This is a genomic window from Sediminibacterium sp. (assembly GCF_051861365.1).
Classification (GTDB): domain Bacteria; phylum Bacteroidota; class Bacteroidia; order Chitinophagales; family Chitinophagaceae; genus Sediminibacterium.
Genome location: NZ_JBHYCW010000031.1, coordinates 1 through 20,135, shown reverse-complemented (window position 1 = coordinate 20,135; position 20,135 = coordinate 1). Strand labels below are relative to the sequence as shown.

Annotated in this window: 22 protein-coding genes; 13 read left to right on the top strand and 9 right to left on the bottom strand. The window is 39.6% G+C overall.

Translation table 11 applies throughout. From position 1 onward, the window contains the following. Nucleotides 1-312: 312 nt before the first annotated feature. The 12 genes from nadA (at nucleotide 313) to ACTIEV_RS12790 (ending at nucleotide 14,492) form a co-directional block, all read left to right on the top strand. The gene (gene nadA, locus ACTIEV_RS12845) at nucleotides 313-1,320 is read left to right on the top strand and encodes a quinolinate synthase NadA (RefSeq protein ID WP_439516607.1); all 1,008 of its coding nucleotides are present in this window, start codon (nucleotides 313-315) and stop codon (nucleotides 1,318-1,320) included. A gap of 87 nt (nucleotides 1,321-1,407) precedes the next feature. After that, on the top strand, nucleotides 1,408-2,238 hold the full coding sequence (locus ACTIEV_RS12840) for a maleylpyruvate isomerase N-terminal domain-containing protein (RefSeq protein ID WP_178886635.1): 831 nt from the start codon (nucleotides 1,408-1,410) through the stop codon (nucleotides 2,236-2,238). A gap of 173 nt (nucleotides 2,239-2,411) precedes the next feature. Then, on the top strand, nucleotides 2,412-4,298 hold the full coding sequence (locus ACTIEV_RS12835; RefSeq protein ID WP_178886634.1) for a gamma-glutamyltransferase family protein: 1,887 nt from the start codon (nucleotides 2,412-2,414) through the stop codon (nucleotides 4,296-4,298). Between the two features lie 116 nt (nucleotides 4,299-4,414). Further along, nucleotides 4,415-5,704: a hypothetical protein gene (locus tag ACTIEV_RS12830; RefSeq protein ID WP_178886633.1), complete on the top strand. Its 1,290-nt coding sequence runs from the start codon at nucleotides 4,415-4,417 to the stop codon at nucleotides 5,702-5,704. 100 nt (nucleotides 5,705-5,804) lie between these two features. Continuing rightward, nucleotides 5,805-6,656, top strand: coding sequence for a ChaN family lipoprotein (locus ACTIEV_RS12825; RefSeq protein WP_322197395.1), 852 nt, complete (start codon nucleotides 5,805-5,807; stop codon nucleotides 6,654-6,656). Between the two features lie 427 nt (nucleotides 6,657-7,083). Next, entirely contained in the window at nucleotides 7,084-8,094 is a 1,011-nt protein-coding gene (gene recA / locus ACTIEV_RS12820; protein ID WP_178886632.1) for a recombinase RecA, read from the top strand. 187 nt (nucleotides 8,095-8,281) lie between these two features. Beyond that, nucleotides 8,282-9,214, top strand: coding sequence for a lysophospholipid acyltransferase family protein (locus tag ACTIEV_RS12815; RefSeq protein ID WP_178886631.1), 933 nt, complete (start codon nucleotides 8,282-8,284; stop codon nucleotides 9,212-9,214). A 43-nt stretch (nucleotides 9,215-9,257) separates the two neighbouring features. Next, complete coding sequence (locus tag ACTIEV_RS12810) at nucleotides 9,258-9,731, top strand: methylglyoxal synthase (RefSeq protein WP_178886630.1); 474 nt, start codon at nucleotides 9,258-9,260, stop codon at nucleotides 9,729-9,731. Next, nucleotides 9,721-10,230, top strand: coding sequence for a GNAT family N-acetyltransferase (locus ACTIEV_RS12805; protein ID WP_178886629.1), 510 nt, complete (start codon nucleotides 9,721-9,723; stop codon nucleotides 10,228-10,230). The genes ACTIEV_RS12810 and ACTIEV_RS12805 overlap by 11 nt, the downstream gene beginning before the upstream one ends. A 76-nt stretch (nucleotides 10,231-10,306) precedes the next feature. Next, nucleotides 10,307-11,959 (top strand): amidase, encoded by a 1,653-nt coding sequence (locus ACTIEV_RS12800; protein ID WP_439516606.1) that lies wholly within the window; start codon nucleotides 10,307-10,309, stop codon nucleotides 11,957-11,959. A 120-nt stretch (nucleotides 11,960-12,079) separates the two neighbouring features. Continuing rightward, on the top strand, nucleotides 12,080-13,882 hold the full coding sequence (locus tag ACTIEV_RS12795; protein ID WP_178886627.1) for a sensor histidine kinase: 1,803 nt from the start codon (nucleotides 12,080-12,082) through the stop codon (nucleotides 13,880-13,882). A gap of 1 nt (nucleotide 13,883) precedes the next feature. Then, nucleotides 13,884-14,492: a response regulator transcription factor gene (locus ACTIEV_RS12790; protein WP_322197396.1), complete on the top strand. Its 609-nt coding sequence runs from the start codon at nucleotides 13,884-13,886 to the stop codon at nucleotides 14,490-14,492. Here ACTIEV_RS12790 and ACTIEV_RS12785 read toward each other — a convergent pair. The 3 genes from ACTIEV_RS12785 to ACTIEV_RS12775 form a co-directional block, all read right to left on the bottom strand. After that, nucleotides 14,483-15,454 (bottom strand): Fic family protein, encoded by a 972-nt coding sequence (locus ACTIEV_RS12785; RefSeq protein ID WP_178886625.1) that lies wholly within the window; start codon nucleotides 15,452-15,454, stop codon nucleotides 14,483-14,485. The two genes, ACTIEV_RS12790 and ACTIEV_RS12785, sit on opposite strands and share 10 nt — an antisense overlap. A gap of 343 nt (nucleotides 15,455-15,797) precedes the next feature. After that, nucleotides 15,798-16,181, bottom strand: a complete 384-nt coding sequence (locus ACTIEV_RS12780) for a type II toxin-antitoxin system death-on-curing family toxin (RefSeq protein ID WP_178886624.1) — start codon at nucleotides 16,179-16,181, stop codon at nucleotides 15,798-15,800. Then, nucleotides 16,178-16,366 carry a hypothetical protein gene (locus tag ACTIEV_RS12775; RefSeq protein ID WP_178886623.1) on the bottom strand — a complete coding sequence of 63 codons (189 nt, stop codon included), beginning with the start codon at nucleotides 16,364-16,366 and terminating at the stop codon, nucleotides 16,178-16,180. Before ACTIEV_RS12775 ends, ACTIEV_RS12780 begins: the two co-directional genes overlap by 4 nt. Nucleotides 16,367-16,376: 10 nt before the next feature. Between ACTIEV_RS12775 and ACTIEV_RS12770 the strand changes: the two genes are divergently transcribed. Then, nucleotides 16,377-16,664: a hypothetical protein gene (locus ACTIEV_RS12770; RefSeq protein ID WP_322197397.1), complete on the top strand. Its 288-nt coding sequence runs from the start codon at nucleotides 16,377-16,379 to the stop codon at nucleotides 16,662-16,664. 44 nt (nucleotides 16,665-16,708) lie between these two features. On the opposite strand, the gene arsB is transcribed toward ACTIEV_RS12770, so the two are convergent. Genes arsB through ACTIEV_RS12740 form a run of 6 tightly spaced genes read right to left on the bottom strand, consistent with a single transcriptional unit; the run spans nucleotide 16,709 to nucleotide 19,829 of the window. Beyond that, on the bottom strand, nucleotides 16,709-17,752 hold the full coding sequence (gene arsB / locus ACTIEV_RS12765) for an ACR3 family arsenite efflux transporter (protein ID WP_322197398.1): 1,044 nt from the start codon (nucleotides 17,750-17,752) through the stop codon (nucleotides 16,709-16,711). A gap of 3 nt (nucleotides 17,753-17,755) precedes the next feature. After that, complete coding sequence (gene gcvH / locus ACTIEV_RS12760; protein WP_322197399.1) at nucleotides 17,756-18,136, bottom strand: glycine cleavage system protein GcvH; 381 nt, start codon at nucleotides 18,134-18,136, stop codon at nucleotides 17,756-17,758. Nucleotides 18,137-18,153: 17 nt separating this feature from the next. Beyond that, on the bottom strand, nucleotides 18,154-18,483 hold the full coding sequence (locus tag ACTIEV_RS12755) for a metallophosphoesterase family protein (RefSeq protein WP_416194697.1): 330 nt from the start codon (nucleotides 18,481-18,483) through the stop codon (nucleotides 18,154-18,156). Between the two features lie 42 nt (nucleotides 18,484-18,525). Continuing rightward, entirely contained in the window at nucleotides 18,526-18,927 is a 402-nt protein-coding gene (locus tag ACTIEV_RS12750; RefSeq protein WP_416194698.1) for a metallophosphoesterase family protein, read from the bottom strand. A gap of 42 nt (nucleotides 18,928-18,969) precedes the next feature. Further along, nucleotides 18,970-19,443, bottom strand: a complete 474-nt coding sequence (locus ACTIEV_RS12745) for a DUF6428 family protein (protein ID WP_322197400.1) — start codon at nucleotides 19,441-19,443, stop codon at nucleotides 18,970-18,972. A 59-nt stretch (nucleotides 19,444-19,502) separates the two neighbouring features. Next, on the bottom strand, nucleotides 19,503-19,829 hold the full coding sequence (locus tag ACTIEV_RS12740) for an ArsR/SmtB family transcription factor (RefSeq protein WP_322197401.1): 327 nt from the start codon (nucleotides 19,827-19,829) through the stop codon (nucleotides 19,503-19,505). Nucleotides 19,830-20,135 lie beyond the last annotated feature (306 nt).

Below are 20,135 nucleotides of genomic sequence, written 5' to 3'. Positions count from 1 at the left end.
CTCAAATCAGACATCAGAGACCTGACATCCTAAATTCCGCTCATTTTACCACACCTTAACCAACAGTGGAAGAAAAGTGGATTGTGAAAAATGGACATTGTGTATTCCTCTTTCCACAGATGTGACTGAAATACAATGTTTTCAATATTAACTGAATGTTATGCCGTGGAAAAACCTGTGAATTCCCTGTGGATACATCTGTACAGGTTAACTTTGCACGGTGGGGATAAATTAGTTATCCCGAAATCCACACCCGTAATAGTAATAGGTCTTTTATATAAATAAGTATTATTAAATAATATTACCTTGATTATGAACATTTCTGAAGCGAAAGAACAAATTCAACAAAAAGGTTTCCTGGACATAGAAATAGATGCGCGTCTGGATATTTTTGCCGAGATTGAGCGACTAAAGAAAGAAAAAAATGCCATCATACTCGCCCACTATTACCAAGAGCCCGATATTCAGGATGTGGCAGATTATATCGGTGATAGTCTGGGACTTGCTCAAAAAGCCCGCGAAACCAATGCCGATCTTATTGTTTTTGCCGGAGTACACTTCATGGCCGAAACAGCCAAGATCCTGAATCCAACCAAAAAAGTGCTTTTGCCTGATCTAAAGGCAGGATGTTCATTGGCCGACAGTGCCCCTGCGGGACCATTTAAAGCCTTCAAAGAGAAATACCCGGATCATATTGTCATCTCCTATATCAACTGCACAGCAGAGATTAAAGCGCTGTCTGATATCATTTGTACCAGTGGTAATGCAGAGAAGATCATTGAAAGTGTACCCAAAGACAAGAAAATCATTTTCGCTCCCGATAAAAATTTAGGTGCCTATCTCGCTAAAAAGACAGGAAGAGATATGGTTCTCTGGAATGGCGCCTGTATGGTACATGAGATCTTTAGTTTAGAAAAGATTACCAAACTTAAGGTTAGACACCCGAATGCAAAACTGATCGCCCACCCCGAATGTGAAGAAGCAATATTAGCGGTGGCAGATTATATTGGAAGTACTACACAGTTATTAAAATATTCTCAGACAGATACTAATCAGGAATATATCGTTGCTACTGAAACAGGAATTCTTCATCAGATGCAACAAGCAAGTCCGAACAAAACCTTTATTCCTGCGCCGCCAAATAATAACTGTGCTTGCAATGATTGTCCACACATGAAACTAAATACACTGGAAAAATTATACTTGTGTATGATGTATGAGCAACCTGAGATCAAGATGGATGAAACATTGCGATTAGCTGCTAAAAAACCGATGGATAGAATGCTGGAGATTAGTAAAGCAGCTGGATTACTAGGATAGTAAACAGAGAAATAAGAAACATGAAATAAAGAACAGAGAAAATACATTAATAACTTTCTTATTTCTCTGTTTTCCTACCTTTCTATCATGAAATTTCCGGATCCGATATTAATCATTGATCGCATTCCTGCGTTGGATCATCAATTGATTGAATTACTCGAAACATTGTCTCCTGAAGATTGGAAAAAACAAACCATTGCACCTAAGTGGAAAGTAGAAGATGTGATATTGCATTTATTGGATGGAAATATTAGAATATTATCGATTCAAAGAGATGGATATTTTGGAGTTCCTCCGCAAAACATCAATGGTTATCAAGATTTATTGAATTATCTGAATGAATTAAATGCTGACTGGATCACTGCTGCGAAAAGAATGAGTCCTAGATTGGTGTTGGATTTATTCAAACAAACCAATAATGAAGTTGCTCAATACCTGAAGACTGTTGATCCTTTTGCCCCGGCTTTGTTTTCTGTGGCATGGGCCGGAGAACAAGAGTCAGCGAATTGGTTTCATTGGGCAAGAGAGTATACAGAGAAATGGCATCACCAACAACAGATCAGACTCGCTGTTGGAAAAGAAAAAGAATTATACGCTCGAGAATTTTATTATCCTCATTTAGATACATCGATGCGAGCACTGCCACATCATTATAAAAATTTTCCGGGAACAAAGGGAGAACTCTTATCATTTGAAATCACAGGCGAAGCCGGTGGTACCTGGCATTTATTGCATGATGGACAGCAATGGTTACAAGTAGAAGATGTTCCTGTTGCAGAAAATTTAATCACCATCGATGGAGAAATTGCCTGGCGTCTGTTTACTAAAGGAATCAGGAGGGAAGACGCAAGAATAAAGGCACAGGGAAACAAGGAGGCGGGAGAGCATTTGTTGTCTATGTTGGCAGTGATGGCGTAGGAATATTGAATAATGAATGTTCAATTTCGAAGTTGATTTTTCTATTAGTAAACCCCTCTGTGCAACTCTGCGTCAAACTCCTTTACCTCTGTGGTTAAAACCACTGAGATTCACAGAGTGCGGCACAGAGTTGCACAGAGGATATGCTTATATTTATGCATCAATATTTACACATGAAAAAATTTCTGTTTGCCACTCTTTTTATTTCGTCTTTTTCTTTTGCACAACAAACACAGAAGCCCCCCTTACATGGAAAAAACTGGATGGCCATCACCGGTAAACCATTGGCAGCAACTGCAGGATCGATGATCTTTCAAAAAGGAGGAAATGCAGTAGATGCATCTTGTGCCATGTTGGCCGCTACTTGTACCATGTGGGATGTATTGAGTTGGGGAGGAGAAACACAAGCACTGATATACAATCCCAAAACAAAAAAAGTAATTGCCATCAATGCCATGGGTGTAGCACCAACGGGAGCAACGCCTGAGTTTTTTAAAAGTAAGGGAATGAATTTTCCGCCACAATATGGTCCGTTAGCGGCTACAACACCAGGTACTCCTGGAGGAATTTGTTATATGTTGGCAGAGTATGGTACCATGAGTTTGAAAGAGGTATTAGCGCCGGCAATGGATCTGGCAGCCGGTTATCCGATTGAAGCACAAACAGCGAATAGTATAGAGAGAGGAAAAGAACAGATCAAACAATGGCCGTATAGTAAGCAAGTTTTTTTAACACATCCGGGAGAAAAAAGAGAAGCACCCGAGGCCGGAGAAATATTTGTACAAAAAGATTTATTGAACACACTCACTAAAATGGTGGAAGCAGAACAGAATGCACTGAAAGCGGGCAAAAGTAGAAAAGAAGCGATCTATGCAGCATACGATCGTTTTTATAAAGGAGATATTGCGGATGAGTTTGTGAGAGGAGCACAAGAGCAGGGCGGACTCATCACCAAAGCAGATCTCGCCAATTGGAAACCCATCGAAGAAGAACCGCTTCAAACCAATTACAAAGGCATTGAAGTGTACAAATTAAAACAGTGGACACAGGGTCCGGTTTTGTTGCAGGCTTTGAACATCTTAGAAAATTTTGATCTGAAGAGTATGGGATATAATTCTGCTCGTTACATACACACCATTTATCAGGCGATGAACTTAAGTTTTGCAGACAGAGACTTTTATTATGGCGATTCTTATTTTCCTCCGGAAGAACCCATGAAGGGGTTGTTGAGCAAAGCCTATGCAAAACAAAGATCTGCGCAAATGCGTATGGATAGAAACGATGCGAATGCGGGTCCGGGAGATCCTTATCCATTTGAAGGAAAAACAAATCCGTATATCGGTTTATTAAAGAGCAGAGGATATGATGTGAAAGATACCAGTAGTAAAAGAGGCTTTGCTCCCACACATGATCAAAGACAAACAGCGATGTTGAATGATGCCGAATACAAAGAAGCCTTATGGATGGGAACAACATCGGTAGAAGCAGCTGATAAAGAAGGATGGGTTGTTTCTATTACACCGAGTGGCGGATGGTTGCCGGCATGTATTGCCGGTAGAACAGGAGTAGGCATGAGTCAACGCATGCAGAGTTTTGTATTGGATTCAACGATCAATCCATTCAATGTAGTAGCACCGGGAAAAAGACCGCGTGTAACACTCACCCCATCTATGGCACTGAAAGATGGAAAACCATGGCTATCATTTGCGGTACAGGGAGGAGATACGCAAGATCAAAACCTTTTACAGTTTTTCCTGAATATGGTTGAGTTTGGAATGACCGTACAAGAAGCGAGTGAAGCAGCAAACATCAACACCAATCAATTGTGGTTATCGCTTGGCGGTAATAAAACATCAGACCGTGCACCGCGGGCAGGAAATCTTTTATTACATAGTAATACTCCGGATTGGGTAAGAAAAGAATTGCGTAGCATGGGCTATACACTCAGTTTCGAAGACCGCACCAGCGGCCCCATCAATGCGATTTGGTTTGATTGGAGACATGGTAGTTTCTGGGGAGGCAGCAGCAATCATGGAGAAGATTATGGAATCGGTTGGTAATATCTTTTTCAGTGATTTTCTGTGCCCTCTGTGGCAATAAATAAACAATAGGCGGAGGATAGTAAAACATCCTCCGCCTTTTTTATTAAATTCATACAACCAACCAACCAACGCGTATGAATACCAGCTGGAGCTTCACACAAAAATTCCTCTTCCGTTTTTTCTTTATCTATTTGATGATCTCGATTGCCCCATGGACATGGCTGGAGAACATTCCATATGTAGCAGAAGTCACGGTTCCCTGGTATTGGCTGCAAGATCAGCTCGTTCAGTTTGCAAATAGATTTATATTCAAAGTATACAAAGAGCTAGTGCCACTCAATGGAAGTGGCGATACATCTTGGGCTTGGACACATCTCTGGTTCTTTACATTATTTTCTCTGATAGCAGCAGCAATATGGTCGTTGGTAGACAGAAATAAATCAGCGTACCCACGCTGGAATTATTTATTGGTAACAGTCGTTCGTTACCAAGTAGCCATGACTTGTTTTGGTTATGGTATCATCAAGATTTTTGCATTGCAAATGATATTTCCTTCTTTGAGTCAACTCGCTACACCCCTAGGAGAATATTTGCCGATGCGTTTTTCATGGATGTTTATTGGTTATTCTACACCCTATCAGGTTTTTTCCGGAGTAGCAGAAGTGTTCGCCGGATTATTATTATTCAATCGAAAAACGGTTACACTGGGCGCCATGGTATCGCTGGCAGTATTTACCAATGTAATGGCGATGAACTATAGCTATGATATTCCGGTAAAGCTATTTTCTACACATCTTGTAGTGATGTCTCTTTTTCTGGTGTTGCAGGAATATAAAAGAATACTCTCGTTTTTTGTATTCAATCAAACTGCGCCAATAAGTAGTTTATATGAGATAACGATTACCAAAAAATGGCAGCGCGTCACTCGTTATGTATTGAAGGGTTTATTTGTGATCCTTATTATTATCGTTCCCACTTATTTCAACTATCAGCGCTATGTTGATATGCAAAATACAAGTGATCAAAAACCCATTCGTTCCGGTATTTATGATGTAGCTGATTTTGTGATCAATAAGGATACCATTCCGGCAATTGTTGGAGACTCAACACGATGGACCCAATTCATTCTACAACCCGGAATCACGGGCAGCATGATCAGTTCAGATACTTTGTTCAGAAAGGCTTATGGAAGGTCTTATTTCGGCTATTTTGTAGACAGTACCCAACAACAGATCGAGTTCAGGTGGGCCGGCAAACAATCAGATAGTTTGTTTACACTCAAATATTCTATACCCGATAGTGGCACTATTCTTTTACGTGGTCCTGTGAAAGGAGACACGGTTTTTGTAAGACTCAAACGAACCAACAAACAATATCGCCTCGCCGAAAAGCAATTCCACTGGCGAAGCGAATACAATCGCTAAAGCCTCTGCGCAACTCTGTGCCGTACTCTGTGTATCTCCGTGGTTTTTTTGCCACAGAGGAACGGAGTACGGCACAGGGTTTTTGTTTACATTGCATGGTATGAAGCACATTTTTTTGATAACAACACTCTTGCTTTCTCTTTCTCTATTCGCACAAAAAAAGCAGCCTTATGTATTGTATGATGCGAAAGGGAAAAAACTCAGCTATGAAAAAATGCTGAAGCGATTAACCGATAAAGATGTGTTGCTCTTTGGTGAATACCACAACAATGCTATCGCACACTGGCTGCAATTGGAAGTGACCAAAGACCTAAAAGAAAAAAGAGAGCTTGTCTTAGGGGCGGAAATGTTTGAACAAGACAATCAGGAAGCGCTTGATTTATACTTGGCCGGTACCATCAAACAAAAACAATTGGATTCGATGGCCAGACTCTGGAAAAACTATCCAACAGATTATGCCCCATTGGTGAATTTTGCGAAAGAAAATAAAATTGCGTTTGCTGCTACCAATGTTCCGAGAAGATATGCATCGATGGTGTCGAGGGGTGGATTTGCAGTATTGGATACGATATCTGCCAAAGAAAAAACATGGATGGCCCCCTTGCCCATTGCTTATGATGCAGAATTACCCGGCTACAAAAAAATGATCGAAATGATGGGTGGACATGGCGGTGAAAATTTACCCAAAGCACAAGCGTTGAAAGATGCGACCATGGCTTTTTTTATATTGAAGTACCATCGTCCCGGAACATTACTGATTCATTATAATGGCGCGTATCATTCCGATTATTATGATGGCATCAATTGGTACCTGAAAAAACAAAATCCATCTTTGAAAATCGTAACCATTAGTACGGTATCACAAAAGAATATTCATCAACTCGATAAAGAACACATCGGAAAAGCTGATTTTATTATTTGTGTGGATGAGGATATGACGAATACTTATTAGCGGCAAGCTTCAGGCCCCAAGCTACAAGCACCATCCAATCCGCGTAAATCATGATGATCATGAAAATCTGCGGCCCATATTATTTGTGTGGATGAGAATATGCCGAATACTTATTAGCTGTAAGCTTCAGGCGGCAAGCTACAAGCACCATCCAATCCGCGTAAATCATGATGATCATGAAAATCAGCGGCCTATTACAAGCCTCAAGTTATATTGTTGCTTGAGCCCATTAGCAACACGCGCGCATTGTCAGAAAAATGCGTATAAATACGCTATAACAGCAAGAACCGAAACCCCTACTTTTATGTCCTCACAAGGAGAAAACGGGTTCAACTAAATGAATTAGCTAAATTTTACTAAAAAAATTAGTTTAATTCAAAAAAAGGATTATTTTTACAATCCCATTTATCTCAAAAAACAAAAAACCATGAGTAACGCAGAAAAATTAAAAGCGCTGAAGCTGACGATCGACAAGATCGATAAGGATTTTGGAAAAGGAAGTGTGATGATGATGAACGAACGCACGCAGGATGCGATGGAAGTGATCTCCACGGGCTCCATCGGTCTGGATACGGCGCTAGGCGTTGGTGGATTACCTAAAGGAAGGATCGTCGAAATATATGGACCGGAATCATCCGGTAAAACAACGGTTGCTATACACGTTATTGCCGAAGCGCAAAAAAAAGGAGGCATGTGTGCCATCATTGATGCGGAACACGCATTTGATAGCAGCTATGCGCAGAAATTGGGTGTAGATGTAGATAATCTGTTGATCTCTCAACCGGATTATGGCGAGCAGGCATTAGAGATCGCAGATCGCTTGATTCTCTCCGGAGCATTGGATGTAGTCGTAATTGACTCTGTTGCCGCATTGGTTCCAAAAGGTGAATTGGAGGGCGAAATGGGCGATAGCAAAATGGGTCTGCAAGCTCGTTTGATGAGTCAGGCATTGAGAAAATTAACCGCAACAATTAATAAAACCAATACCGTCTGCATTTTCATCAATCAGCTGCGTGAAAAAATTGGTGTCATGTTCGGTAATCCGGAAACCACCACCGGCGGTAATGCATTAAAATTCTATGCATCGGTTCGTCTGGATATCCGTAGAATGACGCAGATCAAAGATGGTGATGAAGCCGTGGGTAACCGCGTGAAAGTAAAGGTTGTAAAAAATAAAGTAGCTCCCCCATTCCGCGCAGCCGAATTCGATATCATTTTTGGTGGCGGTATCAGTAAAATGGGAGAGATCATTGATATGGGCGTTGAACTTGGCATCGTACAAAAAAGCGGTAGCTGGTTCAGCTATGAGAGCAATAAACTGGGTCAGGGTCGAGATGCGGTAAAAACATTACTGCATGATAACCCCGAACTCGCTAACGAAATTGAAGCCAAGATCAGGGCCAAAGTGGCAGAAGCCAGGGCTACGAATGAAGCATAAATCTGTTTTTTGAGATGGGTTAGTAAATGAGCCGCTTTCGAAAGAAAGCGGCTTTTGTATATAAAAGAACACCTCTTTTAAGTGTTCTACTATTATTAATTAGAAAACAACTAATTAAACATCGATTTTTCATTGATTTTCAAGCGAATAAAAGAAACATAGGCTTACTTTATAGAAAATTCACCCATTGTTGTATTTCCTCATCAAACTGCCAATACGACTCGCGTTGCGCATATTTTGTGTAAACAAGGAAATCATACACCCGCAATACTTAGAGCAAAAAGGCCCCCTATTATTGGTGGCAAACCATCCTAACTCATTCTTGGATGCCATCATCATTGCCGCCCATTTTAAAGAACCGATCCACTTTTTGGCCCGGGGCGATGCGTTTCGGAAACCCTGGCACAACCGTTTGCTCAGACTCTTACACATGATCCCGATTTACCGGATCAGCGAGGGAAGAGAAAACCTGCACAAAAACGAGTATGCCATTGAACGTTCTGCCGAATTATTACAACAAAACAAGATCGTGCTGATTTTTATTGAAGGCATTTGTTTGCATACGCATAGTCTTCAACCCTTTAAAAAGGGGGCGGCCAGAATTGCTTTATCGGTTATAAAAGCACAACATCCACTCCGTGTGATGCCCGTTACTGTATCGTATAACAGCTTTACCGCTTTTGGTAAACATATCAGACTTCATTTAGCAGAACCCATTGAAGCGAAGCAGCTCTTGCCCTATGAAGATGATGCTAAGAATTTTCAATATTTTAATGAGAGACTCTATCAACAAATATCCGGAATCATACAAATACCGCGCGTGTCTCAGACCCATTATCGAATACCGCTCGCCATTCCTGCATTGATCGGATTCTTTTTGCATATTCCATTGTATACGCTCATTAAGAAAGCGGTCTATGCAAAAACAAAAGGCACCGTTTTTTTTGATTCTGTCATGTTTGGCATATTACTCATAGTGTATCCATTATACCTGATCTTATTGACGATTCTTTTATCGATGCTGCATGTAAAATCGTCGATCCTCTTGTTGATAATTTTGTTACACCCTTTGCTGGCATATTGCGCAGTTCAATATAAAATAACACGAAACCACAACTAAAAATCGGTTACCTTAATGCGGTAAAACGTATCAAGAAGAAACGATGACTGCAATAAAAAAATTGGGCAAGCGAAAAAGAATTGCGCTGGTTGCTCACGATCATAAAAAAGCCGACCTGATGGAATGGGTGGTTCATAACAGAACCGTTTTATCAAAACATGAGCTGTTTGCAACAGGAACAACCGGAAGAATTATTGAAGAAAAGATCGATCGTCCGGTTAGAAAACTCATGAGTGGTCCGATGGGCGGCGATCAACAAATTGGCGCCATGATCGCTAATGGAGAAATAGACATGATGTTCTTTTTCTGGGATCCCATGGAAGCACAACCACATGATAGCGACGTAAAAGCCCTGCTTCGTTTATGTGTTTTGTGGAATATACCCATGGCCTGCGATAGAGCAACCGCAGACTTTCTGATTACATCACCCTTCATGCACGAAGAATACGAAACACAATTACCGGATTACAGTGAATATTTAAACCGCTCTATTAAAAAGCAGGATGATGACCGTTGAATTGAGACGTTGGCGAATGCAAGACGCTCAAGCATTGGCGTCAGTAGCCAATAACAGAAACATCTGGAACCAAGTAAGGGATTTTTTTCCAAGTCCATATACCGTCAGCGATGCTATGCAATGGATCGCAAAAACAGCGGCAGAAAACCCGCCATTAAATTTTGCCATTATCGCTGATGAAAAACTAGTAGGAGGAACAGGCTGCATTTTGAAAGAAGATGTTTACAAAAAAAATATAGAGATTGGATATTTTATTGGTGAACCTTATTGGGGAAAGGGCATTGCTACTGAAGCTTGTAAACTCATTTGTAAATATGTGGAGGAGCAAATGGATGTTGTAAGAATAGAAGCCAATACCTTTCAACACAACAAAGCATCCATGCGTGTGTTACAGAAGAATGGATTTTATCTGGAAGCGATACGACAAAAAGCCATTATCAAAAACAATGTTTTATTGGATGAATATCTTTGGGTGAGAAGAATAAAGAATGATGAATAAAGAATCAAGAAGGAAGTTCCAAGAAACAAGTAAGTAGAAAATGAAATTGTTTTAAAAACTAATAATATAGAATACCATGAGATTTTTTTGGATTTGTTTGGCGCTTTTTGTTGGCGCTGAAGCTCAGGCGCAAGACACGCTATCTAAAAAAGATATTCCTGCCGCCGCTCGATTATTCGATCTGAATTTTACACAGAAAGAAATCGATACCATGTATGCAGGCGTGAAAGAAAATGTAACGGTGTTTCAGCGCATGCACCAACAGAGTCTGAATAACAGCACACAGCCGGCATTTGCACACAGCGCTATTCTTCCGGGGATGCAATTCAATACCAAACAAGAAAAAATAGATTGGGGTATTCCCAAGAATGTTTCTTTACCTGCGAACAAAAACGAATTGGCTTGGTACAGCATTCCACAATTGGCATCACTGATCAAGAATAAAAAGATTAGTTCTGCGGAGCTTACAAAATTCTTTATCGATCGTATCAAAAAATACGGCGACAGCTTGCAGTGTGTGATATCCATTACTGAATCCATTGCCCTCGAACAGGCGGCCAAGGCTGATGCGGAAATAGCTGCGGGAAAATACCGCGGCCCACTACACGGGATTCCTTATGGACTCAAAGATCTGTTTGCCGTAAAAGGAACCAAAACAACATGGGGAGCTGAACCATATAAGGATCAAGTGATAGACGAAGACGCGTATGTGTACACACAACTAAAAGAAGCGGGAGCGGTTTTGGTAGGCAAGTTTACACTCGGCGCATTGGCCATGGGTGATTATTGGTATGGCGGTAGAACCAAAAATCCATGGAACACAAGATTCGGATCATCCGGATCATCGGCGGGTTCTGCATCAGCAACAGTAGCGGGGCTTGTTCCTTTTGCTATCGGCACAGAAACCTGGGGTTCCATCATTTCACCATCATCTACTTGTGGAGCCACGGGACTGAGACCCACATTCGGGGCTATCAGTCGTTCGGGAGCGATGACATTGAGCTGGAGTTTGGACAAAGCGGGTCCAATTTGCAGAAGTGCTGAAGATGCCGCCATCGTTTATTATTATATCAAAGGGACAGATGGGAAAGACAAGAGTGCGGTGAACATGCCATTCAATTACAAGCCGAATACAGACATCAAAAAAATGCGTATCGGTTATGCTAAAAATTATTTCGATAGAATTACAGATACGAGCAGAACAGAATTGAAAGTGCTTGAAGCCTATCGCAACATGGGGGTAGAATTGATTCCGGTCGATTTCCCGGATAGTGCAGTGTATCCATTCAATATTATGGATGTGGTGATTAGCGCAGAATGTGCAGCTGCATTTGATGATTTTACCAGAAAAGACATTGATGATTTAATGACCCGACAATTTTCATTTGATTGGCCGAATACTTTCCGTGTATCAAGATTGATTCCCGCGGTTGAATACATCAACGCCAACAGACATCGTTTACTACTGATGCAAAAAGTAAATGAAGTCATCAATCAGTTTGATGTGATTATTTGTCCAACAAGGGGGAGCGGAAACCAATCGGCCATCACCAATCTCACCGGACATCCGGTGGTCTGTTTTCCAACGGGGTTTGATAAAAGATTCAATACGCCTACCAGTATTACCCTCATCGGAAAATTATTTGACGAAGCGAGTATACTGGCTGCAGCAAAAGCCTATCAACAAGCAACCGGATGGGACGAGATGCATCCACCTGCTTACCAATAAAACAGTCAAACAAAAAGCCCGGATTCCGGGCTTTTTTCGTATTGTTATGGTACGGATTTTCACCCCAATATGTTTTTAAGATCCAATAGTAATAAACTCCTTCTTATAAGCGGAGCTATCATGCTCTTTCTATTCACCATGTTTGGTGCTTATAGGCTTACGCAGTTTAGTGACCGGTTAATGACGCCCGAATTTTTAGTCACGCCGGATTCTGCTAATTATTCGCCGGAAATAGCATTTGACCAAATACAGAAACACCCTGAAAAAATTACAGATGGATTTTTCAACGCAGGATTTACTCAATATCGTTGGTGGGTATTGACCAACATTTCACCGACAGAAAAGAGCTGGTTACAAATTGCCAATCCGCATATCAATGATCTCCGTATTTATGAAGAAGAAAACGGGAAATGGAAGCAAACCTATGTATCGGGCGACTACTATCCTTATGCAAAAAGGATTTTCGATGATCCCGATTACTGGTTTCCTATAGAACCAAAACAGCAACGTATTTTGATGCGTGTAGACAAGAAGGGAGAATCACTCAACATACCATTAAGGTTGATCGGAGAAACAGCATTGGCCCCCTATCTCGCCAATAGAAATTTCTTTCATGGGATGTTCTTGGGGTGGATCGTATTGCTGTTGATGCTGAATTTATTTCTTTGGATCTCACTCAAAGACCCGATTCATTTTTTTTATATCCTCTATGTTTCTTTTTCTGTTTTATGGATTGTTTCACAATGGGGAATGGGATTTCGATATTTCTGGCCGGAATGGACAGATTTTACGGCCAAAGCGCGCCCCTTTTTCTCCAACATCTCTTATATCTTTTTACTGGAATTAACCGCAAGGTTTTTTACCATACAAAACACACAGCCCTTGTATAGAAGGGCGATCAGAATTGTTCAGTTGTTAATGGTGATCTCCAGTGTTGGCTTATTGGTCACAGATTATTCTAACAGTTCAACAATCATGCGCTATGTGTTTCTTACCAGCATGAATATTATTTGGATTGGGGCACTGGTGCTTATCATTCTCTTTATCTGGAAAAGCTATGCCAAACAAAAAACATTGGCTCTTTTCTTTTTATCGGCATTGGGTTTTTTCGGAGTGTATATTTTACTATTGCTCTTGTCGCAGTACAATCTTGGCGGCAACTGGATGTTCTTTGCAAATATGTATGGCTCTCCGGTTGGTTTTTTAGGAGAGAGTACTATTTTATCCTTTGGTCTTTCACAACGATACAACCTGTATAAAAAAGAAAAAGACCTGGCGATGCAGGCGTTGGAAAAAGAAAAAAGGGAAGTAGCAGATAAGATGATACAAACACAAGAGGAAGAAAGAAACAGATTGGCTCGGGAATTGCATGATGGATTGGGAGGCTTGTTAGGGAGCATCAGAATTGGAGCGGATCATCGTTTAAAATCAGACCCGCAAACGCAACATTGGATAGGAGAACAGTTGGATATGGCGGTAACAGATCTTCGTAATATCGCGCACGATCTAATGCCTGTACAACTGCAGGAACAAGGATTGGATAGAATATTGGAAAAAACGGTTGCCAGATGGAACAGTGGAGAAGGCTATAAGATTCGGTATACAAGTCAATTGAAGAATAGATATCCTTTGCGAACAGAGGCGGCATTGTATAGAATTGTTTTGGAGCTGCTACACAATATCAAAAAACATGCAGAAGCTTCAGAAGTAACGATAGAGATTTGGGAAGATGAAAAAATGAACAAACTAACTTTGCTGGTAGAAGATAACGGCAAAGGATTTGATAGAGGAAAAGAAGAAGGGATTGGCTGGAAAAGTATTCGACAGCGTGTGCAGTATATGAATGGAAAGATAAATTTGGATTCCAGTCACCTCGGTTCTACGGTTATTATTGATGTATCTATGGAAAACGAAAAAAGATAACATGAGAAAAGTAAGTGTTGCCATTGCAGATGATCACAAAATTTTTGCAGAAGGTATACAAAGTGTCACCAAAGAGATTGATTGGATTACATGGTCAGGAGCGGCGCACAGTGCGGCAGAAACCATTGCCCTATTCAAAGCGAAGCAACCGGAAGTGTTGTTGTTGGATTATCATTTGCCGGATGGAAAAGGCTCAGAAGTAGCAGCCACCATCTTACAAGAATTTCCGAAAGCCATTATTCTGATATTGAGCATGGAACATGATAATGATATTATTTATCAGTGTAAGACAGCGGGTGTAAAAGGCTATTTAATCAAAAACCTTTCTTCAGACGAATTACTGGAAGCCATACAGGAGTCGGTAGCGGGACAAGAAATCTTCATGTGGGCACCGGAAAAGCCCACCACCGCCAAACATGAAGATGTGCTGAGCAAGCGGGAAAAAGAAATCATCCACCTGATCACACAAGGGTTGACCAGTCATGAAATAGCGGAAAAATTATTTTTGAGTACGTATACGGTAGACACCCATCGTAGAAACATTCTAAGAAAGCTGGATCTGAAAAATACGGCGATGATGGTGTTGTATGCGCAGCAGCATCAGTTGTGAGTAAGCGTATCTTTTATTTGATAAACAGTTTTGTTCTTATCGCCTATTCTTTTAATCAGGCGATCTTTTACGGCCATTGCTAAATCACGGCTGGCTGTTGCCGACGAAATCGTTTTGAAATAACCTAAATAATCTTTTCGCGTAAACTCTTGAATTCCGTTTGACAGAAAAATGCGAATTCTGTCAGCACTAGAGAGTGGACCAGGTCTTTCTGCAAGTAATTCATCAAGCGATTCGCTCAAAATTGTAAGCATAAACACTATGAAAAAAGTTGAATTACCTTGTTTGTCACTGGTAGAAAGCGCATGATAATATTTTTTTTGATTTTTACTGATCAGCGTTTCAAACGGTAGAAATTCAAACAAAGGATATTCATTCATTAATAGAAGCGTTTGCCAAAGTCTTCCCATTCTGCCGTTACCATCAGAGAATGGATGAATAAATTCCATTTCATAATGAAACACACAGCTTTTAATAAGCATGAGTTCATCACTTTTTTTTAGGTAGGTAAATAAGTCTTTCATTAAGAAAGAAACATTACTAGCGGGTGGTGCTAAATGAGCAAGATGAGAGCCTTTTACAATCCCAACGCCAGAAGTTCGATACTTGCCCGAATTTTTAATTAAACCGCTCATTAATATTTTATGTGCTAACAAAAAAGATTTTTCGCTGAAGGGGTTCAGCTTGTTGAGTTGATTGTACACTTCAATGGCATTGGTAACTTCTTGAATATCTTTTGACGGACCCAGAACTTTTTTGTTTTCAATGATCGCCGTAATCTGTCCAACAGATAAAGTGTTTCCCTCTACTGCTAGAGAGGCTTGAATTGTTCTGATACGATTTGTCTTACGTAACTCGGGTGACTGTTTAGTTAGAAAGCTTGCGTTTACCTCTCCAATCTTATGCGAGATTTCACTAACCAACCTAACAATTTCGCCTGTTATGTTGTAAGGGGGCTTCATTTGATAGTATCATTTGATACTATCAAATGTAGTGAAATCGTAATTCTTTCGTTGACTTAGTCCGTGATTATTTTATAAGCCAAATTAGTTCCGTAAAACGATTCTCCATTATTGATGTCTATATGCTACGAATTTATGTTTTTCGGTCGTGTTTCTTTTTTGTAACCGGTTTTATGATATTACTGCTAACGTAAAGGGCTTTGCGAAGGTTGGGAAATAGAATTCCTGCTGCCGTCTTGGTCACTAAAGACCCGATTAGCTTAAGCTAAATTACTGAAGACGGGTCAGAATTCTTACTGCTGATGGGCCAAATTCTGTCGCCCCACTTTTGCAAAGCCTCTTGTTAGCCGCTAATTTTAATTGTATGCGAAGCTAGCCAGCTGATAATGTCATCAAATTCTGATTGACCAGAGGCAATGCTGATAACAAAAGCGTATTTATCTTCTTGAGTAGCATTTATGTCTATGTCATTGCCTAATAACAACAGTCGCATTAAAACGTAACCTGTTCTTTTGTTACCATCAACGAACGGATGATTTATAAGAATACTTTCGATTAATGAGGCGGCTTTGTCTATAGGAGTAGAGTAAAGTTCCTTTCCGTCGAATGTTTGAAAAGGTCTGGCTAAAGCGGAGTCTAATAATTCTTTATCTCTGATGCCGTGTGAGCCACCAAATTCAGAAATAAGGAGTCGATGAATATTTTCAACTTCGTGGAAAGAAATCATTGGGCCAGTTTCGCTAATAACTCTTTGTCTTCAGTAAGAATTCTGCTTAGCAAAGAATCGGTTGAGGGCCCGGATTGATGCTTTGAATCTAATTCTTTTAAAAATGCCAAAAGTTCAGCCAAAGCTTTGGCTGAAAAATGATCCAGAACCTTGCTGATTTCGTATTTAATTTCTTCTTTAGACATCTTGTATCTCTTGAGGATTAAAAGTACAGCTTTTCTTAGAAATTTAAACGGTAAAATAGCGGCTAACGGTTTTGGTATTGGCGTAGTGGCGGAAATCGAAGCACAAATGTTCATCTTTGTACAAAAGTTAATCGAAGAACTGAACTTGAATTTAGCACTTCAGCCGCCATTACGCCAATACCTTGTTAGCTGTTCGCCCTTCTTTTCGCATCGTTGTTTGGCCTTTTATTTTGTCGGGCTGTGGTGCGTTGGATTGGTAGCTCTTTTGCATTTTTTGTTGGCTTTGGGCGTTGTCTAAAAATGCAAATGTGCTACCAAAAGCGTGGGATTTTGGTTTGTCTATTACCTCACATTGTCTGAATAATATTTTTTCTTTAACCAGAAACTCACTCTTACCAACAAAATCAAAACAGGCACTTCTACCAATGGCCCAATAACGCCTACAAATGCTTGTGGCGAATGTAATCCGAAAACGGCAATGGCAACGGCAATGGCTAACTCAAAATTGTTTCCTGTGGCGGTAAATGCAATCGATGCGTTTTTGTCGTAAGGTACTTTTAATGCTTTGCTGATAAAGAAACTCACAAAAAAAGTTAATACAAAATAGATGACTAACGGAATCGCAACTTTTACCACATCCATTGGTAATTCTAAAATTTTATCGCCTTTTAAGCTGAACATTAATACAATGGTAAAAAGCAAAGCGTACAAAGTAATGGGCGAAATGGCTGGAATAAATTTCCTGTTGAACCATTCAATGCCTTTCGATTTTATTAAAAAATAGCGACTTAAAAACCCCGCCAAAAACGGAATGCCCAAATAAATAAAAACACTTTCGGCAACATCTTTCATTGGTACAGAAATATTGAAATTTCCGAAACCCATTTTTTGAGGTAAAATATTGATGAAAAGCCAAGCATAAAAACTATAAAACACCAATTGAAAAATGCTATTTAAAGCCACTAACATAGCTGTATATTCTCTGTTTGCCTTTGCCAAATCACTCCATACAATCACCATTGCAATACATCTTGCCAAGCCAATCAAGATTAAACCCACCATATAATCGGGCTCATTTTTGAGGAAAATAATGGCGAGAACAAACATTAAAATCGGGCTAATTATCCAGTTTAATATCAGCGAAACAGACATTACTTTTTTGTCTTTAAACGCCATTGGTAATAACGAATAATCCACTTTTGCCAAAGGTGGATACATCATTAAAATTAGTCCAATTGCTAATGGAATATTGGTTGCACCAACAGAAAGTGAGTTGGTAACGTTTGAAATATTTGGAAAAACATAGCCCAAACCAACACCTAAAAGCATTGCGAGGAAAATCCAAAGCGTGAGGTATCGGTCTAGGAATTTTAGTTTTGGTTGCATTTTCTATCTGTTTGTAAGGTTAGCGTATTGTTCCGCTGTTAATAAATTTTCAATTTCTTGGCTGTTTTCAATTTCTATTTTTATCATCCAGCCATTTTCAAAAGGTTCGCTGTTTACCAATGTTGGTTCTTTTAAAAGTAATTTGTTGGTTTCAAGTACTTTTCCAGACAAAGGCATAAATAAATCACTCACGGTTTTAATGGCTTCAACAGAACCGAAAACTTCGTCTTGTTTAAAATTATAGCCAACATTTGGCACATCGGCATACACGATTTCGCCCAATTCACTTTGGGCAAAATCTGTAATACCAATTGTTCCAATATTATTTTCTATACGCACCCAAGTATGTTCTTTGGAATAGAATAAATCGTTTGGAATGTTCATTTCTTCATTTTTAATGATTAATAACCACGTCTTAAATTGTCTGCATACTCGTTGGGTAGCGGACTTTCCTCTACTGCTTTTGCTGCTCGTTCAATATCATAATCAAAGCGTATAAATTCTACACTGATGCTGTCTTTATCCAATACAGAGCTTTGTTCATTTATGGTAAGCATCACATAACCGCCTCTTACATCACTGTCTTTTGGTTTTCCTACCGAACCAATATTGATGGCGTGTCTGAAATGATTTTGTCCATCAATTCCCGAATTTAAAATTCTGTGATACGGTTTGTGTGTATGTCCGAAACACAAAATATCTGCATCGGCTTGCTCCATAATGCGAAGCATACTTTTTTCTTCACGGTCTTCAAAAAGATATTCGTTTATTTTTCACGGACTTCCGTGTACCAAAAGCAAATTCAATTTATCTTCATTCAATTGAAATTCTACTTTGATATGAGCTGGAAGTGTACGCAAATAGGCTCTTTCTTCCTCTTTCATCAAAGAATTGGTGAATGAAATAGAGATGTTTCCGTTGTCTTTTTCGATGTCTGTTTTGTAAGCACAACCGCATTCGTTGCTCATTCTTCCAATGCCAAAATCGTAATTTCCTGCGATGGTTGGTATTTTTCTTTTACGGATTTCGTTTACCACTTCGTTTGGCCAAATATTATAGCCCACCAAATCGCCCAAACAATACATACTGTCTGGATTTCTCTTTTCCACATCTGCAAAAAATGCTTCTAATGCAGGTAAATTAGCGTGAATGTCGCTGAATAATGCAATGTTCATCTTGATATAAATTATGAATTAATTTTATTTTTTATATTGAATTTAGCAACAACCTCCACCAGGTGTGCAAGCATTGGCTTGATTTACATTCAATTCAGTCAAATTTTTCTTTTGTTTTTCAGATGGAATACCACAAGCATCTTGTGCCAAGCAAGCCGTGGTTTTGCTTTTCATTACAAATGTTTTTCCGTTGAACTCCAAGTCGTATTTTCCGATGGTGTCGCTTTGGTATTCCACTTCAATTTCTGCATCTTCGATACCCAATTTTTCTTCCGAAAGTTGGATGATGTTTAAAAGTTTGGTTGGTTTTAAGCGATGCTCAAAATCGTCTGCATTCCACAGTTGAAAGTTGACCACTTTTTCGGTACGGATTACACCACCGCAATCGATAAAGTTTTTAGTGATTTGTCCCACTTCTGTAACGTGAAAATGTTCCGGTACAAAAGCTCCGTTTTCGAGTTGAAATTCCACATTTTCCAATGTTGGTAAAATTTCTTTGATGTTTGATAGTTTCATTATTTTGAAAATTTAATTTGTTTTATTGCAATATTACGATTGTTTAATTTAAAAAAAAGTTAACAGCATTTTTGTTCCATAACTTTTGTAATGATGTTAGAGAAATATGTCTTTAAAATGCTAAACGTGTTTTCGTCAATACAATAACAAATGGCGTTGCCTTCAATATTGCCTTTGATGAGCCCTGCGTTTTTTAGTTCTTTCAAATGTTGCGAAACGGTAGCTTGTGCCAATGGCAACTCGTTAACAATATCGCCACAAATGCAAGTGTCCACGGTTAAAAGATATTCGATAATCGCCACTCTTGCAGGATGTCCCAAAGCTTTTGCGATGGTCGCAATCTGGTTTTGTTGGTCAGTAAAGTGGTCCGTTTTTGTCGCTCCCATTATTATTGTCAAATTTAATATTGCAATATTACGATAAATTTTTTAAATGCCCAAAGTTTTTGTGCTTTTTTTGATGTCTGTTCTTGTGCGGTTGGGTAAAATTAAATGTGGTGCAAAAGCGTTGGCTTTGTGTGTTGGCTTGCACCTCTTTTAATTTTACGAAGCGTTGGCAATTGTCGATGTTTTGTTTGTCAGTCGAGTTTTGCAGTGTCGTTTTTTAGGGTGACAGTGTAAGCTCCCCCAAAGTTCGGCCACTTAAAAGTTGACAGAATTGTTAACTTTAAAAAGGAGGTCGTTATGAAAAAA